Here is an 18,106-nt window from a genome sequence, read left to right on the forward strand (position 1 = left end):
TGGCGCGCCATCCTGGCTTATTCCGCTCCCCCCAGCAAATCGTTCAGTGCCCGGGTCAGGTCTTCGGCTTGCACGGGCTTCTGCATGACCAGGCTGCCGGGCAACTCCAGCCCTTCCAGTTCGGCGTAGCCAGTGAGAAACACCACGGGCAGGCGAGGGTAGCGCTCGCGTGCAGCATGGGCCAACTGGGCGCCGTTGAACTCGGGCATGGCGAAGTCGGTGAGCAGCAGATCGATGCGTTCGTCGAGCAAGGCCAAGGCCTGCTCGCCACTGTGGGCCTGGCGTACCTGGTAGCCGTGCAGGCGCAGCACATCACCGATCATGTCGCGGACCAGGTGATCGTCATCCACCAGCAGCACCACTCGGTCGTGACCGTTGAGCGATGTACCTTGCGGCACTGCGAGCGTCTGCGGCTCCTTAAGATCGACGTGCTTGACCGCCGGCAGGTAGACACTGACCTTCGTACCGAGCCCGGGCGCTGTGTCGATGTGTACGCCGCCCCCTGACTGCTTGGCGAAGCCGAACACCTGAGCCAGGCCCAGGCCCGAGCCCTTGCCGATATCCTTGGTGGTGAAGAACGGTTCGAAGACCCTGGCCACCACCTCTTCGCTCATGCCGCAACCGGTGTCGCGGATCGACAGCATCACGTACTCGCCAGGCTCGGGGTCTTCCGGGCGCTGGGCGAGGGCCTCGATGCGTATGTTGCGGGTCGAGAGGGTCAACTGGCCGCCGGTTGGCATGGCGTCGCGGGCGTTGATCGCCAGGTTGAGGATGATCATCTCGGTCTGGGTCGGGTCGGTCAGGGCCTGCCACAGGCTGCTGTCCAGATCCAGGCGCACCGAGATATTGCCGCCCAGGGTGCGCCGCAGCAGTTCCTCGAGGCCGGCCAGGGTGTGGTTGAGGTGCAGCGGCACGGGTTCCAGGCGCTGGCGGCGCGAGAAGGCCAGTAACTGCGAGGTAAGCTTGGCCCCGCGCTCGCCGGCTTCGCGCACATGCTTCAGGCGACTGCGCGCCTTGGCCAGGTCGCCTTTGTCGAGGTCGCGCTCGACGAAGCTGGTGCCGGTGAGGATCACGGTCAACAGGTTATTGAAGTCATGGGCCACGCCCGCAGTGAGTTGGCCCACCGCTTCCAGGCGTTGCATCTGCTGCAGGGCCGCTTCGATGCGTTCGCGCTCGATGATCTGGTCACGCAGGCGGCGGTTGGCCTCGGCCAACCCCAGCGCCGATTCGCGCTCGCTGCTGATGTCACGGGCGACCACGTACAACAGCGTGTCTTCCGGCACCACCACCCAGGACAGCCAGCGCTGCTGCCCGCCGGCATGCTGGATACGGCCGATGAAACGGGCGCTGGTGCGGCCATGGGCGAGGGCGGCCAGCTCTTCGAGAAAGGCCTCCTGCTCGGCTTCGGGCAACAGGTGCAGCAGCGACGTCTGGCTCAGGCGTTCGCGGCTGATGCCCAGTACCGCCTCCCATGCCGGGTTCAGTGCCACTGGCGTCAGGTCCTTGTTCAGCACCGCGAGCAGGTCCTGCGACAGCTCCCAGGCACGGTCGCGCTCGCGGGTGCGGCGCTCGACCCGTTCGCCGAGCATTTCATTGAGCTGCTTGAGCGCCTGGGTGGCCAGGCGTTGCTGGTGGATGTCCTGCAGCACACCGGAAAAACGCACGCAGCGGCCATCGACAAACTGTGCCTGCCCGGTGGACAGCAGCCAGTGCGGTTCCAGGTTGCCGGGAGCGGCGATGCGGAATTCGGCGCGGTAGTGGCCGTCGCTGTCTGGCTGCATCGCCAGTTCCACGGCTTGGCTGACATGGGGCCGATCTTCGGGGTGAATGCCGGCGTAGAACACCTCCAGACTCATCTCCGCGTCGGCTGGCAGACCGAACAGGGCCTTGCAACGGTTGTCCCACAGCAGCAGGTCTTCCTGCGGGCGGTAGTCCCAGGTGCCCATGCCGGCGGCGTCGATGGCAATGCGCGCACGTGCCTCGACATCGGCCAGCGCTTCCTCGGCACGGCGCCGCCGCTGGCGCTCCTGCACCTCGGTCAGGGCTCGGCGCACGGCCTTGGGCAGCAGCGGCAGGTTTTTCTTCAGTACATAGTCGGTGGCGCCCAGGCGGATCATCTCCACCGCGTGCTCTTCACCATAGATGCCGGACAGGAAGATGAAGGGCACGTCCGGTGCCAGGCGCTGGGCGATGGCCAGCACATCGGTGCCGGAGGAACCGGGCAGGACGCAGTCGCAGAGAATCAGGTCGTAGCTGCCCTCAAGCAGCGCGTGCTCCACCCCGGCATGGTCGAACACCAGGTGCGACTGGACCTGAAAACCACTGCGCTCCAGGCGCAACAGGCTCAGCTCGGCATCCATCGAACTGTCTTCGACCATCAGCAGTTTCAGCGAAGTGGCTTGCATCGTCGGCGCCTTCAGTTGCTGCCACGCCGGTTCAGGCGCAGCGAGCCGGGCGGTGGTTCGTTGAGCACGGCCCAGAACACCCCGAGCTCGGAAATGGCGGCGACGAACTCCTTGAACTCCACCGGCTTGACCACGTACGCGTTGACACCCAGCTCATAGGCGCGCAGCAAGTCGGGTTCTTCACGCGAGGAGGTCAGCATGACGGTGGGAATGCTGCGCAGTTCTGGCGTGGCGCGCACCTCCTTGAGCACTTCCAGGCCGTCGACTTTTGGCAATTTGAGGTCGAGCAGCAGCACCGCCGGATTGCCGTCGTCGCGTGTCGCGTAGGCGTTACGCCGCAGCAGGTAGTCGAGGGCATCGGCGCCATCGCGCAGGACAATGACTTCGTTGGCCAACTGGCTGCGTTCCAGGGCCAGGAGCGTCAGCTCCAGGTCCCGGGGGTTGTCTTCGACCAGCAGGATCGGTTTGAGCATGATGAGTACGGTTACCTCAGGTGTTAACGGATGACAGGCAGGGCGAAATGGAAGGTGGCACCCTTGTCGACCTCCCCCTCGGCCCAGACTTCACCATCGTGCCGCTCGATGATGCGGCGCACGCTGGCAAGTCCGATGCCGGTGCCTTCGAAGTCTTCCATACGGTGCAGACGCTGGAAGACGCCGAAGAGCTTGCTGGCGTAGGTCATGTCGAAGCCCACGCCGTTGTCGCGCACGAAGATCTCGATTCGGTCTGCGTGCTCGTGTGCACCGATCTCGATGCGTGCAGGCTCGCGCCCGCGGGTGTATTTGATCGCGTTGGCGATCAGGTTCTGCAGCACCAGATTGATGAAGGCAGGATCGGCGATCACCTTGGGCAGGCGCGCGATCTCCCAGACAATCTCGCGGCCGCTGTAATCCGGGGCGAATTCCAGGCGGATGTTGTCGACCAGCGCATTGAGGTCGACATCCGAAAGACGCAGGGCCGAGCGGCCCATCTGCGAGAAATTGAGCAGGTTGTCCACCAGTGTGCCGGCGAAATGCGCGGCCTCGCCGATGTGCTTGAGGAAACGCTGGCCGCGTTCGGACAGACCTTCGCCCTCGACTTCGCTGAGCAGTTCGGAGTAGCCGGCAATGTGCCGCAGTGGGGCGCGTAGATCGTGGGAGACGCTGTAGGAGAAGGCCTCGAGCTCTTTGTTCGAGCGCTGCAGTTCACCGCTCAGTTGCGCCAGTTCCTCGGCCTTGCGCAGCACGATGCCCAGCACAGCGGTGCGCAGTTCAGCCACGCCATCGATGACCAACGGGTCCCAGGCGGCGCAGAAGCCGCTGACCTCTTCCTGCCAGCTGTCGAAGCTGTGCCGTGGGCTGAGGTTGCCCTGGGCGCTGACCTCCTTGAGCGGTTGGCCGGCCCAGTTGACCGTGCGCACCTGCTCGGGGCGGAACCACAGCAAATAGTGCGAATGAATCTGGGAGATGGCCACCGCCAGCACGCCGCCAGCGTGTTCGGCCAGGGCGGGCAGCTCGGGGATGTCGCGGCCCAGGTTGTCGCTGCTGAACACGCCATCGTCACCGCGTCTGGACAGCCATTGCACCAGTTCATTGACCAGCGCTTCGGGCGGCGCGTGGCCGATCAGGTCGCAACGTTCGGCGCTGATGATTGCGGCACCGCTGGCGCCGACGAAATCCAGCAGCACATCGGGCAGGCTGAGCAGCCCGTCGCTGACGCTGTCGTAGTCGGCCATGGCCGAAAGCATGTGCACGATACGTTGGCGCAAGTCGAGCAGGGTGCGGGTCGCGCAGTGTGCCTCGTGGGCCTCGATCTGCAGCGACAGTACACTGCCCAGCAGTTCGCAGGCGGCGCGGGTGCGGAAATCCAGGGCGCGCGGCTGTTGGTGGTGGCAGGACACCAGCCCCCAGAGCTTGCCATCGACCATGATCGACACCGACATCGACGCCAGCGTGCCCATGTTGCGCATGTACTGCAGGTGCACGGGCGAGACGCTGCGCAGGGCCGCGAAGCTCATGTCCAGAGGCTTGCCGGTGCGAGGGTTGTGGCTGGGAATCAAGGGCGAGGCCTGGTAGTTGGCATCCTCGATCAGGCGGATACGGTTGATCTTGTACAGTTCGCGAGCCTGGCGCGGAATGTCCGAGGCAGGGAAGCACAGGCCCAGGTAGCTTGGATAGCCGGGATCGGCCTCTTCGGCCAGCACTTGGCCGTTGCCCTCGGCATCGAAGCGGTAGGCCTTGACCCGACCGAAACCGGTGATGCGCTTGATCTGCACCACCGACTGCTGGAGCAGTTCCTCGATGCTCGTGGCCTGGTGCAGGCTGCTGACGAAGGCGCGCACCAGCGGATAGTAGTCGTCGTGCTCACCCAGGGCGGCGGCCGGGCGACAGGGCTCGAACTCGGCAATCAGTACCTGGTCGTGGCGGTGGGCCAGCAGGCGCAGATTATCGGTACAGGGCGCACCTTCACGCAGTTTCACGTCGCCGATGTGGAAGGGAAAGATTTCGTCTTCGGGCAGGCGCGCGAACTTGCGACGGGCATCGAAACCCTGATCCATCAGCTCGGGCAGGGTGCAGCCGATCAGCGCCGGGGTGGGGATGCCAAGCCAGCGCTGGGCGTTCTCGCTGGCCTGCAGGATACGCAGGTCCTGTTCGTCGAGTACCAGCAGAAAGCCGTGGGGCCGGATGCTGCCTGGAACCTGGATCGGCTCCTGGGCGCAGCGTTCCACGGCTTGATCGAAGGCGTTCTGGGCGGTGGTCAAGAAAAACTCTCCCGTCGTGGCCACAAGCGGTGGCCATAGGCGTCTGGCACAGGTCGTGCACTGTGCAAGGTATCAGAAAGTCAGCGTTTTCGCCGGGGTTATGGCCATTTGAGGGCTATTGCTCGGGGAGGTTCTACGTGAGGTTGAAATTTGTATAAGTTCCCCACCTCAGGCCCTGGGGCGAGGCTTGGCCGAGGGCTGAGGAGGTGAGAAATTTTCCACACGCTAGCAGGATCCAATCCTACTGCTACGCTCAAAACAGCACAGGGAACACTGGAAGGGATATTCGGTGACGGAGCGCTTGCTGGCCTCGCTGTTGGGCCTGTTGTTGAGTGGTAGTGCCGTAGCGGCGGATTTTCTCGTCGAAGTGCGGGTCCAGGTGCAGCGAGGCTGCATGCTGGTGAACCAACCGCGCGACGCGGGTGCGCAGGCCCTGGGTCGAATCGACCTGGGCAGCGTCGCGCGCCTGGACGGCCCTGATGCGCCATTGAGCGGCGTACTGCTTGCCCAACGCCCGCCACGCTTGGAATGCAATCCCGATACGCCGTATCAGGTCAGGGTCGATGGCGGCCAGCATGGCGGGGTGGGCGAGGTGCGTTATCTGGGCGGCAATGATCGGCAACTGCGCCCAATCCCTTATCGTCTCTATCGCGACGCTGCCTGGCGTGAGCCGCTGGCCGTAGACGTCGCACAATCGGCGCGGGTGCCGGACAGCGGCGCGGTGGAACTCCCGCTGTATGCCCGCATCGACCGTCTGGCCTGGGTACCGAAAGCCGGTCTGTATACCGACCTGCTCAAAGTCACGGTCACCTGGTAGGGAGCGGATCCACATGCACAAGGACGCGCCGACATGAACCGTACCTCATTGCTGCTGCTGACCCTCGGGCCCCTGTTGCTGCCCGGCACCTCGGCGCATGGCAGCACCACCGGGTTCATCCAGGCACGGCTGGTGATCAGCAGCGCCTGCCAGATCAGCAGCGACCAGCAACCGGCCACTCTTGGCAATCCCGGACTGATGGACTTCGGCGCACAGGGGCCGACCTGGGACGGGCCGTTGCGCACTCGTGTCGACGAGGCGGGTGGGCAGGGCAGCCTGCAGATCAGTTGCACGCCTCAGGTGCGTGCGTTCAGCGTGCGCATCGACGAAGGCCTCAATGGCGGTGGCGGCGTACGCCAACTGAGCAATGGCCGTGAGCTGATCCCTTATCAACTGGCCGTCGACCCTGGTGGCAACAGCCGCTATGGCATCGGCCAGGCTCGCACTTTCACCATCCAAGGCACCGAGCAGGTGCCCGTCCCGATCTACGGTGTGGTGGTCGCGCAGCCGCGCGCGCTGCCGGCCGGGCTGTACCGCGACACCCTTCGAGTAACCCTGGACTGGTAACACGCAAGGAGATTCCCATGGCAAGCACATCGATCCGCTGCATCCTCACCGCCCTGGGTCTTGCCCTGGCGGCCCAGGCCCAGGCGGCCACCGTGACCGGGACGATCAACTCGACCCTGACGTTGATCTCGGCCTGCCAGGTCAATGGCAGCGCCGGCACCTCCGGGCTCAATTTCGGTAGCCTGAACTTCGGCACCCAGGATGCTCTGTTCACCACTGCCAATGGCCAGGTGCTCGGTGGCGGTGGCGGGGCCATGAGCATTCTCTGCTCGGCTGGCACCGTGCCGGCGATTCGTGTGCGGGCCGGTGCCCACGACGGAGCATCCAGCGGCGGGACGCGCGCGTTGGCCGATGGCGCTGGCAACTTCGTGCCGTACGACTTCTACACCGATACCGGTCGTACGCAACTGCTGGCCATCGACGGCACCATCACCCTGCCGACCAGCACGGGTGTCGCCCAGACCGTCAACCTGTACGGCCAGGCGCGCGGCAAGGCGGGCCTGCCGGCCGGGGTGTACACCGACACGGTCGCGGTCGAGTTGACCTTCTGACCCATGCGCGGTTGGCCCCACGCACTGCTGGCGGGCCTGTGGCTGGTGTGGACGTCGCCCTCGACGGCAGCGACCACCAGTACCTTCCAGGTCAGCGCGCAGATCACCGCAGGCTGCCTGGTGGTCGGCGGCGTGAGCGCCTACGGCGTACTCGATTTCGGCACCCAGTCGGCGCTGTCCACCGCCACCCTGAGCACCGCGCTGGGCGGCACCACGGTGACCTTTCAATGTACGCCGGGCGTGACTCTTGGCATGAGCCTCGATGGCGGGCAGAACAGTGCCAGCGGCACGCGCAATCTCAAGCGCAGTGGCGGCACGCAGTTGGTGGCCTACCAGCTGTTTCGCGATGCGGCGTTGAGCCTGGCCCTGACCATCGGTACCAGCGTGCCGGTGAGCTATAGCGATCCGACGGCGATCAAGTTGCCGGTGTATGGCCGCATCCAGTTGCCCGGCAATGTGCCGGCGGGGACCTACACCGATGTAGTGCAAGTGACAGTGACCTGGTGACGGTGATCCGCACGTTCAGGCACGGCTATCGACAAGACAGAGGAGAGCGGCATGGGGGCAGGGGCGAACACGGCGCGGAACATCATCATCGGGGCATTGCTGCTGGCCAGCCTGCCGGTGGCAGCAGCGACGTCGGTGCTGATCTGGCCGATCGATCCGGTGCTCGAGGCCGACCAGAAGGCCGGCGCGCTATGGCTGGAGAACCGCGGTAGCGCGCCGGCCAGCCTGCAAGTGCGGGTGTTTGCCTGGCGTCAGGGCGATTATCAGGAGCAGTTCCAGGCGCAGCGCGAGATCATCGGCAGCCCCCCTGTGGCCAATATTCCGCCAGGTCAGAAGCAACTGATCCGACTGACCCGCACGGGCACGTCGCCGGTGGGCCAGGAGCAAGCCTACCGGATCATCATCGACGAGATCCCCTCGCCAACTCCGCCCGATAGCAATACCGAAGGGCCGAAGGCAGCCATTCGCCTGCAGATGCGCTATTCGGTCCCGCTGTTCGTGTATGGCGAAGGCCTGTGGGGCAAGCCCGACCCCGAGGGCAAGCGTAGCGCCGAAGGTGTCGGCAAGCCTCAATTGAGCTGGCGTGCAGTGACGGTACAGGGCAAGCCGTATGTCGAGCTGCGCAACACCGGGCCGGTGCATGCGCGCCTCACCGATGTGGTGCTGCAGCAAGGAGGCCAGCAGAAACCGCTGGTCGAGGGTTTGCTGGGTTATGTGCTGCCGGGGGCCAGCATGCGCTGGCCGGCACCGGCCGCACTGGGCGCAAGCAGCGTGCTGAAGGGACGGGTCAATGGCCAGGAGGTGGCTCAGGCCATCAGCCAAGGGCAGTGACCTGCAAATGCGGGTAGTGGAGGGGCCAGGGAGGACCCGCCGATGGTTGGAAACCGTGTGTGAGTGGCTGGCGGCGAGCGGCGTGCCGGTGGTGGCTGGGCCTGGCGATGTTCGGGCCGGTATTTGGCGTGGCCGACGATCTGCCGCCACCCCCGGCAGAGAGCACGGCGATTGCCGATGCCACCCTGTACCTGGATCTGTTGGTGAACCAGGTGCCCAAGGCTGAGCTGGTGCCGGTGCAGCAGCGCGCTGGGCGACTGTATGTGGCCAGCGATGCACTGCGTGCGGCGGGCATCTTGGTGCCGGGCGATCCTCAAGGCGAGGTGGCGCTGGAGCGTATCGCCGGCCTGCATGTGGACTACGACAGCCAAAACCAGCGCCTGCTGCTGCAGGTGCCGCCGGCCTGGCTGCCCGACCAGCAGTTCGGCGGGCGCAATCTGTACCCGGCCAGCGATGCGCGCAGCAGTTTCGGTGCCTTGCTCAACTACGATCTGTACCTGAACGACACCGATGATGCCGGCACCTATCTTGCCGCCTGGAACGAGCTGCGGGTGTTCGACAGTTGGGGCACCTTCTCCACCACCGGGCAGTGGCGCGAATCGTTCAACGGCGCGCCCAACAATCAGAGCCGCGAAGGTTTCCTGCGCTACGACACCACCTGGCGTTTCACCGACGAGCAGCGCCTGTTGACCTACGAGGCAGGCGATCTGGTCACCAGCGCCTTGCCCTGGAGCAGCTCGGTGCGGGTCGGCGGCTTGCAGGTGTCCCGCGACTTCGCCGCCCGCCCGGATCTGGTCACCTATCCGCTGCCGGCCTTTGCGGGCGAGGCGGCGGTACCCACTTCGCTGGACCTGTTCATCAACGGCTACAAGACCAGCACCACCGATCTGCAACCTGGGCCCTACACCCTCACCAACGTGCCGTTCATCAACGGTGCTGGCGAAGCCGTGGTGGTGACCACCGATGCGCTCGGGCGCCAGGTCTCGACGACCTTGCCGTTCTACGTGACCAGCAGCTTGCTGGCCGAGGGGCTGTCGGACTTTTCGGTGGCTGCCGGCAGCCTGCGTCGCGACTATGCCGTGAAGGATTTCGGCTACGGGCCGGCGGTTGCCTCGGCGAGCCTGCGCCATGGCGTGTCCGATTACTTCACCCTCGAGACCCATGCCGAAACGGCCGAGTCGATGATGCTCGGTGGCCTGGGGGGCAACCTGCGCCTGGGAACCTTCGGTGTGCTCAACGCCGCCGTGGCGCAGAGCCGTTTCGAGGGCGACACCGGGCAGCAGGTGGCCTTGGGTTACCAGTACAACAGCCGGCGTATCGGCTTCAATTACCAGCGGATCGAGCGGCATGGCGACTACGCCGACCTGACGTTGGTCGACAACCCCTACACCCGCCTGAGCACCCGTAGCGAGCAGGCGACCGTAAGCCTGAACCTGGATCGCTACGGCAGCGTCGGTGCTGGCTATTTCGACGTGCGCGCAGGGGACGGCTCGCGCACGCGGCTGATCAACCTGAGCTGGAGCAAGCCGTTGTGGCGCAACAGCAGCCTGTACCTGTCGGCCAACCGCGATGTCGGTGACAGCCAATGGGCGGTGCAGGCACAGCTGGTGGTCCCGTTCGACACCCATGGCACCCTGGCCTTCAGCGCCGAGCGCAGCAAGGACGGCCAGGACCTGCAGCGGGTCAACTACAGCCGCGCAGTGCCGGTGGGTGGCGGTGTGGGGTACAACCTGGGCTATGCCAATGGTGGTGATCGCGGCGCCTATCGGCAGGCCGATGTCACCTGGCGCCTGCAATCCGTGCAGCTGCAGGCGGGGGTTTACGGCAGCAGCGACGAGATGACGCGCTGGGCCGATGCCAGCGGCTCGCTGGTGCTGATGGACTCGGGCATGTTCGCCGCCAACCGTATCGATGATGCTTTCGTGGTCGTCAGCACCAGTGGCTACGCCGATGTGCCGGTGCGCTACGAAAACCAGGTGGTCGGTCGCACCGACCGCAATGGTCGTCTGTTGGTGCCTTACAGCAGCGGCTACTACCGCGGCAAGTACGAGATCGACCCCATGGAGCTGCCCGCCGATGTGCTGGCATCGACGGTCGAGCAACGCGTTGCGGTGCGTCGGGGCAGTGGCTATCTGTTGGAGTTCCCGCTCAAGCGGGTGCTGGCAGCGAGCATCGTGCTGGTCGATGCCAACCAGCAGGAGCTCAAGCTGGGCAGTCGGGTCAGGGACACCCAGAGCGGCAGCGAGGCCGTGGTGGGCTGGGATGGCCTGGTCTACCTGGAGAACCTCTCGGCGCACAATCGCTTGCAGGTGGACGTTGCCGATGGCGGGCAGTGCCAGGTCGAATTCGACTTGCCCGAAGGGGAGGGGCCGATTCCGCTGATCGGCCCACTGGTGTGCCGATGAACGCCCTTTGCAGGGTTGTGCTGGGGGTGGGCCTGTGTGCCGTTTGCGCTCAGGCGTGGTCGGCCTGTTCGTTGGGGGCCACGGTGCCTGCCTCCTTCGGCACGATCAATTCGACGTTGGTGCGCACCACGGTGCAACCGGCTTCGACCACCAATGCCGGGCTGTCGTGCACCGGCTCGCTGTTGTCGCTGTTGACCAGCAGTGACCATTTCTACGCCACCATCACCTCCACCAGCGCTGGCATGGTCGGGCCAACTGGCGACGTCATCCCCTATACGATCTACGCCAACAACACCACCAACTTTCCGATCAGCCGCGGCACCCGTTTCGATTTCGCGCCCAATGGCATCATCGACGCCCTGGGGCTGCTCAACGGGACCTCGCCCAAGTCGGTGCCGCTGTACCTGCGCACCGTGGTCGGTGCCAACGTTGCGGCAGGCGTCTACACCGAGACCCTGTCGATCTTCTGGGACTGGAACTATTGCTCAGGCATCGGCCTGGGCAATATCTGCCTGGGACGCGACATCGGCAGCGGGACGCAGACCTTGACCGTGACACTGACCGTCAGCAACGACTGCCAGATCACCACCCCCAACATCAGTTTCGCCAGTGCACCGGTGGTGGCCGGGTTCGCGACGGTGAACCAGAGCATCAACATCGCCTGTACCAAGGGCAGCAACTATACGGTCGGTCTGGACGATGGGCAGAATGTGTCAGCCGGCCGTCGGCGGATGAAGTCCACGGCGAACAACTACCTGGCCTACGACATCTTCAAGAGCGCCGGCACCGTGCGCTGGGGATCGGTGGGCGCTGCCCGGCGCGCGAGCAGCGACGCCAACGTCAACCCTGGCGCCGGCACAGGGACCGGCAGCCAGGTGTTCAACTACAACGCCAAGGTCTACACCGACCAGGCGACGCCGCCTGCGGCGACCTACACAGACAGCGTGATTCTCGATGTGCAGTTCTGAGGTGCCCGGCGGGCGGGCCTGCGCGGTGCAGGTGATCAGCGCAGGTCCTTGACCATCCTTTCCAGCGTTTCCAGCACGGCACCTGCCAGTGCCTTGGAACGTGCGCCAGACCAGCCGCAGCGGGCATCGGGGTTGTCGTCGTGGTCCTTGAACGGCATTTCCAAGGTCAGCGACAGGCAGTCGTAAGTCTGCCCGACCGCATTGCAGGCCAGCGTCATGTTCGCTTGGCCAGGCTGGTCGCGGGTGTAGCCATGGACGGTCTGGAAGTCCTTGGTCACGCTGCACAGGGTGCTGCGAAACTGCTCCTCCAGCCTGGCGATGCGCGGTGTGTAGCCGGGGTTGCCTTCGCAGGCTGCGGTGAACACATGGGGTATTTCCTCGTCGCCGTGCACATCGATGAAGGCATCGACGCCGTGCAGTTTCATCTGGCTCTGGGCGAAGAACACTTCCGGGCTCAGCTCGACGCTCGCATCCTGCCAGGCGCGGTTGAGGTCCTTGCCCTTGAAGTTGGTGCGCAGGTGGCCGAGAAAGGCGCCATCAGGGTTCATGTTGGGAATCAGGTACAGGTCAGCTTCGGCAAGCAGACGCTGGAGCGTCGCATCGTTGCCTTCGAGACGGTCGATCACGCCTTCCATGAACCACTCGGCCATGTGCTCGCCGGGGTGCTGCTGGGCGATCAGCCATAGCTTGCGCTTTGCGCCTGTGCCTTTGCTGGCGCGCAGCAGAGGAATGTCGCGGCCCTGGACGCTACGTCCACTGGCCAGCAACTCGACGCCGGGAATCTTCAGCGCGCGCTCGATCAACTGGTTGTGGCGTGCGCGCGGATAGGGCTCGAAGTAGGCGAACCAGGCCTCTGGCTGCTCGGCCGTGAAATCGAACGCCAGGGCTTTGCCGTCGAAGCTGCTGGGGACGCGGAACCAGTTCTGCTGGTCGTACGACGCCACGGCGTGGTAGCCGTCCCAAGCGTTCTTGTAGGAGGACTCATGGGCGTTGTCGAGGCTGAAGCGGTGGGTCTGCCCCAGCGTCAAGCCGCTCACCTTGAAATGGAACCACTGGAGGTGGCTGCTATTGGTGTCGGGACGGATGGCCAGGCGCACCAGGCGCGGGTCACTGGCATCCAGTACCTGGATATTGCCGGAATCGAAATCGCAGTCGATCTGCAGTGGGGACAGCGTCACGGTCATTGCCAGACTCCTGTGGCTTTGTTGTGACGCTACTGTAGCTCAACGACAGGTGGGGTGTCTGTGCTGGCCCCTCACGCAACAAGCCCTCGCGCGCAGCGCTGGCGTATCAGCCGAGCAGGCCGAAGGCGATCAATGCGGCAACGCCCAGGCCGACGGCGATCGAACACCCACCCATCGAGAGTGCTGCGCGGCCATTGCGATATCCGCCATCCTGGCCCAAGTGGCGGGCTGGAGCCAGCAGGCTGCGCCAGCACCATTCGGTCTGCTCGAAGGCCTGCAGATGCTCTGGTGCGGCGTCCAGCCAGCGACGGAAGTCGATGCGTTCGCAGGTGGTCGCTTCCGGGCTTTGCAGGCGTACGTACCATTGCCCGGCAATGCTGGCCAGCGGTTCGCCACGCGGTAATGCGCTTTGCAGGGCCTGGAAGAGATGGCGTTCGACGGTCAGCAGGGGCAGGTCGAGACGGGCAGCAATGTCAGCGATGCCGAGCTGGTCGAGGCGGCTGAGCAGAAACACCTGCTGAACCCGGCGCGGCAAGCGCTTGAGGCCATGCAGCAGCGCGTCTTCGGTAGGCGTATGGACGACTTGCGGGCCATGCTCGAGGGGCAGCAGCAGACGGGTCATGGACGGCTCCTTGCGCGAGAAGAGGGGGAGAGGGGGCATCCTCCCTGATGCGCAGGCAGCTTAATCTTAACGAGATTGATTCTCAAGTGCTGTTTGCGCAAAACGCTGCAACACGCATTCACGAATTGACACACCTTTGCTATCATCGCGGCCATTCAATGCGGTAACCCTTCTTCATTAGCCTGAAGAGCCAAAAAAAATGACCCGGCAAAAAGCCGGGTCAAAAACCGTGATTAGCCTGATGAGGAGATAATCTGAGCGCCCGACCTGAGGGCTCCAGGTTATCCAGCGGGTCTCGCGACCTGCTGAGTGCAATAATAATCGTTATCATTTGCAAGTCAAATGATTTTTCTGTCCTTCAGAAAAATAATTTCCTGTGCGCTTCCTCTGTCCGGCAACCGGGCAATGTTCATTACCCGGCCATCACGAACTCCCGTCTCTCATAGCCCCTGTGGCGCTTGCCGTTGCTCCAGCATCGCGCGGGCCATGTTCACCATATGCATCAGTGCGAACAGCACCTCTCGGGTCGTGCCCTGTTGGTGGCTACCGGTTTGCTGTGCCGTGGCGGCTGCGCAGCGCAACAAGGCCAAAGCGTGCGCGTTGGCCTGCTCGGGGGAGACCTCGTCGCGCAGCCGCCAGGGCACGCTGTCGATGCTGGTGTGCGGGGGTGTTGGGTTGAGGTAGTAGTCGAGCGCGCGACGCGCAGCTTCGCCGTCCAAATCCTTTTCTGGATGTGTCATCGGTTTCATCCTGTTACCTGTTGAGCGTGATAGGGAAATCAGTACACTCGAATACTAATACGAAAAGTACTCATGACTATCAGATTAATAATACAATATGTGTATTGAGCGCTGATGGGCAGTCCGTATCGTGCGGGCGATGGAAAAATGGATCGCGCTGGTCAAGCAAAGGATGCGAGAGCTGGGGCTTTCGCAGGAGCAACTCGCCGAACGCGTTGGGGTGACCCAGGGCGGTGTTGGCCATTGGCTGCGCGGCACTCGCCAGCCGAAGGTGGGCATGATGAACCAGGTCCTGCAGGCCCTGGGCATGGCGCACCTGCATGTTTCGCTGCGCATGGTACGCATTGACCAACTGGCCGAACGCAATGGCACCTATGCGGCCGAGGCAGGCGGGGATGACGACGACCTGCAGCAGTACATCATGTGCTTCCGCTACCCCGTGCTGGCCTGGACCGAGCTGGACGGGCCGTGGCCCGAGGGTTGCATTGTCTATGAGCAGACCGACTATGCGGCGCTGGGCAAAGCCTTCTGGTTGCCGGTCGAAGGCGACCTGATGAGCGCAGCGACCGGCCCCAGCGTGCCCGAGCAGATGCTGGTGCTGGTGGATCCGGGCGTGCCGGCGGCGCCAGGCAAGCTGGTGATCGCCAGACAGAAGGGCACCTCGGCGATGTTCCGGCAACTGGTCGAGGATGGCGGGCAGCGGTACCTCAAACCGTTGAACCCGACCTACCCGAAGCTGCTGTGCGGCGAGGATTTCGAAGTGCTGGGCGTGGTGGTGAGGTCGCACGGGCGGCATTGACCCCGCCCGGTGTTCCTGCAGGGGCGGCACACGGCCTACAAAGGTTCAAAATCGGCCAGTCTCCTGTGGGAGCGGGTTTACCCGCGAAAAAGACACCGCGCTGCCTGGCACGGGCTGCGCCCGTGTTCGCGGGTAAACCCGCTCCCACAGTGGATTGGGCTGGCCTTTGGATTTGAACAAGACAGCTGCTCTTGTTGGGCCCTCAGCGCTCCTCCAGTTCCACCAGCACCGTCCCTTCGCTGACCATATCGCCCTCCTGGCAGAACAGCGCCTTCACTGTCCCCGCCTGCGGTGCACGAATACTGTGCTCCATCTTCATCGCCTCCAGCACTACCAGCGCTGTTCCGGCTTCCACCGCCTGGCCCGCTTCGACCAGCACGCGCACGATGCTGCCGTTCATGGGCGCGCCCAGACCGCCCTGATGGCTATGGCTGGCCTCGGCGGCGGCAATCGGATCGAACGCCGTGACCGCGTGCAGTTCGCCCGCCCATTGCAGGTACAGCACCCCTTCGCGACGAATGGCCAGGTAGCGCCGACGCAGGCCATCCTGATCCTGAACCAAGTGCTCGCCGAGCAGTTGGAATGCCGAGGGCGCGCTGTTCTGCAGCGCCACGGCCTGGTCCTGACCGTCGCATGACAGGTGCAGGCTGCTGCGAGCTGGCAGGCCCAGGCGCAAGCCATTGTTGTGGGCCCAGGGCGAGTCACCGTCGTCTGCGCGCCGCCGTGGTGTGCCGCTCTGCAGCCAGGCCTCGGCAGCGGCTTGCCAGAACATCGCCGGGCGCTCGCCTGTGGCGGGCAGCAGCACCTCGTGATGACGAGCAATGAAGCCGGTGTCCAGCTCGGCGGCGGCGAAGGCCGGATGGGCGAGGATGCGCCGCAGGAAGGCGATATTGGTTTTCAAGCCGCCGATGGCGAACTCGTCGAGCATCGCCAGCAGGCGCAAACGCGCCTGTTCGCGATCCTGCCCCCAGGCGATCAGCTTGCCCAGCATCGGGTCGTAGAACGGCGAGATCACATCGCCCTCGCTGACCCCGCTGTCGACCCGACGCCCTTCGCCTGGTGCCGACTCGCGGTACAGCGCCAGGGTGCCGGTGGCCGGCAGGAAGTCATTGGCCGGATCTTCCGCATATAGCCGCACCTCGATGGCATGGCCGACCAGCGGCACCTGCTCCTGGGTGATCGGCAATGCCTCGCCGCACGCTACACGGATCTGCCAGGCCACCAAGTCCAGCCCGGTGATCGCCTCGGTGACCGGGTGTTCGACCTGCAGGCGGGTGTTCATTTCCATGAAGAAGAACTCGCCGCGGGCATCGAGCAGGAACTCCACCGTGCCCGCACCGACATAACCGATCGCCTGGGCTGCGCGCACCGCAGCCTCGCCCATGGCTTGGCGCAGTTGCGCCGACAAGCCTGGTGCCGGTGCCTCTTCGACAACTTTCTGGTGGCGACGCTGGATCGAGCAGTCGCGTTCGTTGAGATACAGGCAGTGGCCGTGTTGGTCGGCGAACACCTGGATTTCCACGTGCCGAGGCTTGAGCACGTACTTTTCCACCAACATCCGCGCATCGCCGAACGACGACTGCGCCTCGCGCTGTGCCGAGGCCAGGGCGTCGGCCAGCTCGCTCTCCTGCTCGACCACCTTCATGCCCTTGCCGCCCCCGCCGGCACTGGCCTTGAGCAGCACCGGATAACCAATGCGCTCGGCAGCGGCACGGAAGGTCTCCAGGTCCTGGGCGTCCCCGTGGTAGCCGGGCACCAGCGGCACCCCGGCAGCTTCCATCAGGGCCTTGGCCGCCGACTTGCTGCCCATGGCATCGATGGCGCTGGCCGGTGGGCCGAGGAAGATCAGCCCGGCCTGCTCGATGGCGCGGGCAAAGCCTGCGTTCTCGGAAAGAAAACCGTAGCCGGGATGAATCGCCTGTGCGCCACTGGCCTTGGCTGCAGCGATCAGCTTGTCGATCACCAGGTAGCTGTCGGCGGCCTTGGTGCCGCCCAGGTCGACGCGGATATCGGCCTCGCGGCTGTGCCGGGCGTCACGGTCGGTGGCGCTGTGCACCGCGACGGTGGTCAAGCCCATGGCCTTGGCGGTGCGCATCACCCGGCAGGCGATCTCGCCGCGGTTGGCGACCAGCAGGGTGGTCAGCGTGGGGTGGCTCATGGGCGAGGTTCCTTGTCGACGGGCTGCCAGGCGGGGCGGCGTTTTTCCAGGAAGGCGCTCAGGCCCTCCTGGCCTTCGGGGCTGACGCGAATGCGGGCGATGGCGTTCTCGGTGTAACGACGCAGGGCAGGGCTCAGCTCGCCGTCGTCCACCTCGCGCAGCAGGTCCTTGGTGGCACGCAGGGCCTGCGGGCTGTTGAGCAGCAGGTTGTCGATCCAGGCCTGGACCTGGTTGTCCAGTTCGCTGGCGGGGTACACCTCGGCCAGCAGGCCCAGTTCGCGGGCGCGCGCACCGCTGAAGCGCTCGGCGGTCAGGGCATAGCGGCGGGCGGCACGCTCACCGATGGCCTTGACCACGAACGGACTGATCACCGCCGGTGCCAGGCCGATGCGTACCTCCGAAAGACACAACTGTGCGTCCTCGGTGCCGATGGCCATGTCGCAGCAACTGATCAGGCCCAGCGCTCCACCGAATGCGGCGCCCTGGACCACTGCCAGGGTCGGCGTCTTCAGGCGATGCAACGCATACATCAACTCGCCCAGTTCATGGGCGTCGTCCAGGTTGGTATTGAAATCCAGCTGCGCCGACTGCTGCATCCAGGCCAGGTCTGCTCCGGCGCTGAAGTGCCGGCCACGGCCACGCAGCAGCACGAAGCGCAGGCTGGCATCTTCGCCCAGTTGGTCGATGGCAACGATCAGTTCGCGAATCATCTGGGCGTTGAAGGCGTTGTTCTTGTCTTCGCGGCTCAGCCACAGGGTGGCGAAGCCGCGAGGGTCCTTTATCACTTCGAGGGTGGCAAAATCGCTCATGGG

The 18,106-nt window shown here is 64.8% G+C and carries 16 protein-coding genes; 8 read left to right on the forward strand and 8 right to left on the reverse strand.

Annotated features, from left to right (window positions below; genetic code table 11):
* Positions 1-17: 17 nt before the first annotated feature.
* From ACNFHO_RS15065 to ACNFHO_RS15075, 3 genes are read right to left on the reverse strand one after another with little or no spacing between them, the layout of a single operon-like run.
* A complete protein-coding gene (locus ACNFHO_RS15065) occupies positions 18-2,405 on the reverse strand; it encodes a response regulator (RefSeq protein ID WP_416766751.1) in 2,388 nt (795 codons plus the stop codon).
* A gap of 11 nt (positions 2,406-2,416) precedes the next feature.
* A complete protein-coding gene (locus tag ACNFHO_RS15070; protein ID WP_054894727.1) occupies positions 2,417-2,878 on the reverse strand; it encodes a response regulator in 462 nt (153 codons plus the stop codon).
* 23 nt (positions 2,879-2,901) lie between these two features.
* Positions 2,902-5,145: an ATP-binding protein gene (locus ACNFHO_RS15075; RefSeq protein ID WP_112897908.1), complete on the reverse strand. Its 2,244-nt coding sequence runs from the start codon at positions 5,143-5,145 to the stop codon at positions 2,902-2,904.
* 289 nt (positions 5,146-5,434) lie between these two features.
* Between ACNFHO_RS15075 and ACNFHO_RS15080 the strand changes: the two genes are divergently transcribed.
* The 7 genes from ACNFHO_RS15080 (at position 5,435) to ACNFHO_RS15110 (ending at position 11,791) form a co-directional block, all read left to right on the forward strand.
* Entirely contained in the window at positions 5,435-5,962 is a 528-nt protein-coding gene (locus tag ACNFHO_RS15080; protein ID WP_416766752.1) for a spore coat U domain-containing protein, read from the forward strand.
* 33 nt (positions 5,963-5,995) lie between these two features.
* Entirely contained in the window at positions 5,996-6,529 is a 534-nt protein-coding gene (locus ACNFHO_RS15085; RefSeq protein WP_063544175.1) for a spore coat U domain-containing protein, read from the forward strand.
* 17 nt (positions 6,530-6,546) lie between these two features.
* Positions 6,547-7,080, forward strand: a complete 534-nt coding sequence (locus tag ACNFHO_RS15090; protein WP_054894731.1) for a spore coat U domain-containing protein — start codon at positions 6,547-6,549, stop codon at positions 7,078-7,080.
* A gap of 3 nt (positions 7,081-7,083) precedes the next feature.
* Complete coding sequence (locus ACNFHO_RS15095) at positions 7,084-7,587, forward strand: spore coat U domain-containing protein (protein ID WP_416766753.1); 504 nt, start codon at positions 7,084-7,086, stop codon at positions 7,585-7,587.
* A 51-nt stretch (positions 7,588-7,638) separates the two neighbouring features.
* Complete coding sequence (locus ACNFHO_RS15100; RefSeq protein WP_054894733.1) at positions 7,639-8,418, forward strand: molecular chaperone; 780 nt, start codon at positions 7,639-7,641, stop codon at positions 8,416-8,418.
* Between the two features lie 107 nt (positions 8,419-8,525).
* Positions 8,526-10,823 (forward strand): fimbria/pilus outer membrane usher protein, encoded by a 2,298-nt coding sequence (locus tag ACNFHO_RS15105; RefSeq protein WP_416766799.1) that lies wholly within the window; start codon positions 8,526-8,528, stop codon positions 10,821-10,823.
* Complete coding sequence (locus tag ACNFHO_RS15110; protein WP_416766754.1) at positions 10,820-11,791, forward strand: spore coat U domain-containing protein; 972 nt, start codon at positions 10,820-10,822, stop codon at positions 11,789-11,791. The genes ACNFHO_RS15105 and ACNFHO_RS15110 overlap by 4 nt, the downstream gene beginning before the upstream one ends.
* Before the next feature lie 35 nt (positions 11,792-11,826).
* Here ACNFHO_RS15110 and ACNFHO_RS15115 read toward each other — a convergent pair whose 3' ends face one another.
* From ACNFHO_RS15115 to ACNFHO_RS15125, 3 genes are all read right to left on the reverse strand, one after another.
* Positions 11,827-12,975, reverse strand: a complete 1,149-nt coding sequence (locus ACNFHO_RS15115) for a M14-type cytosolic carboxypeptidase (protein ID WP_416766755.1) — start codon at positions 12,973-12,975, stop codon at positions 11,827-11,829.
* Between the two features lie 106 nt (positions 12,976-13,081).
* The gene (locus tag ACNFHO_RS15120; RefSeq protein ID WP_416766756.1) at positions 13,082-13,597 is read right to left on the reverse strand and encodes a DUF4880 domain-containing protein; all 516 of its coding nucleotides are present in this window, start codon (positions 13,595-13,597) and stop codon (positions 13,082-13,084) included.
* Positions 13,598-14,037: 440 nt separating this feature from the next.
* A complete protein-coding gene (locus ACNFHO_RS15125; RefSeq protein WP_054894738.1) occupies positions 14,038-14,346 on the reverse strand; it encodes a DUF6124 family protein in 309 nt (102 codons plus the stop codon).
* A 130-nt stretch (positions 14,347-14,476) separates the two neighbouring features.
* Between ACNFHO_RS15125 and ACNFHO_RS15130 the strand changes: the two genes are divergently transcribed.
* Positions 14,477-15,136 carry a S24 family peptidase gene (locus ACNFHO_RS15130; protein ID WP_234465131.1) on the forward strand — a complete coding sequence of 220 codons (660 nt, stop codon included), beginning with the start codon at positions 14,477-14,479 and terminating at the stop codon, positions 15,134-15,136.
* A 202-nt stretch (positions 15,137-15,338) separates the two neighbouring features.
* Here the strand turns inward: ACNFHO_RS15130 and ACNFHO_RS15135 are convergent, their stop codons facing one another.
* Both ACNFHO_RS15135 and ACNFHO_RS15140 read right to left on the reverse strand, forming a co-directional pair.
* The gene (locus ACNFHO_RS15135) at positions 15,339-17,294 is read right to left on the reverse strand and encodes an acetyl/propionyl/methylcrotonyl-CoA carboxylase subunit alpha (protein WP_416766757.1); all 1,956 of its coding nucleotides are present in this window, start codon (positions 17,292-17,294) and stop codon (positions 15,339-15,341) included.
* Positions 17,291-18,103, reverse strand: a complete 813-nt coding sequence (locus tag ACNFHO_RS15140; protein ID WP_416766758.1) for a gamma-carboxygeranoyl-CoA hydratase — start codon at positions 18,101-18,103, stop codon at positions 17,291-17,293. The genes ACNFHO_RS15135 and ACNFHO_RS15140 overlap by 4 nt, the downstream gene beginning before the upstream one ends.
* Between the last annotated feature and the right edge of the window lie 3 nt (positions 18,104-18,106).

Origin of the sequence: Pseudomonas sp. NY15374 (genome assembly GCF_048068255.1) — a bacterium.
In the GTDB taxonomy this organism is placed as follows: domain Bacteria; phylum Pseudomonadota; class Gammaproteobacteria; order Pseudomonadales; family Pseudomonadaceae; genus Aquipseudomonas; species Aquipseudomonas machongensis.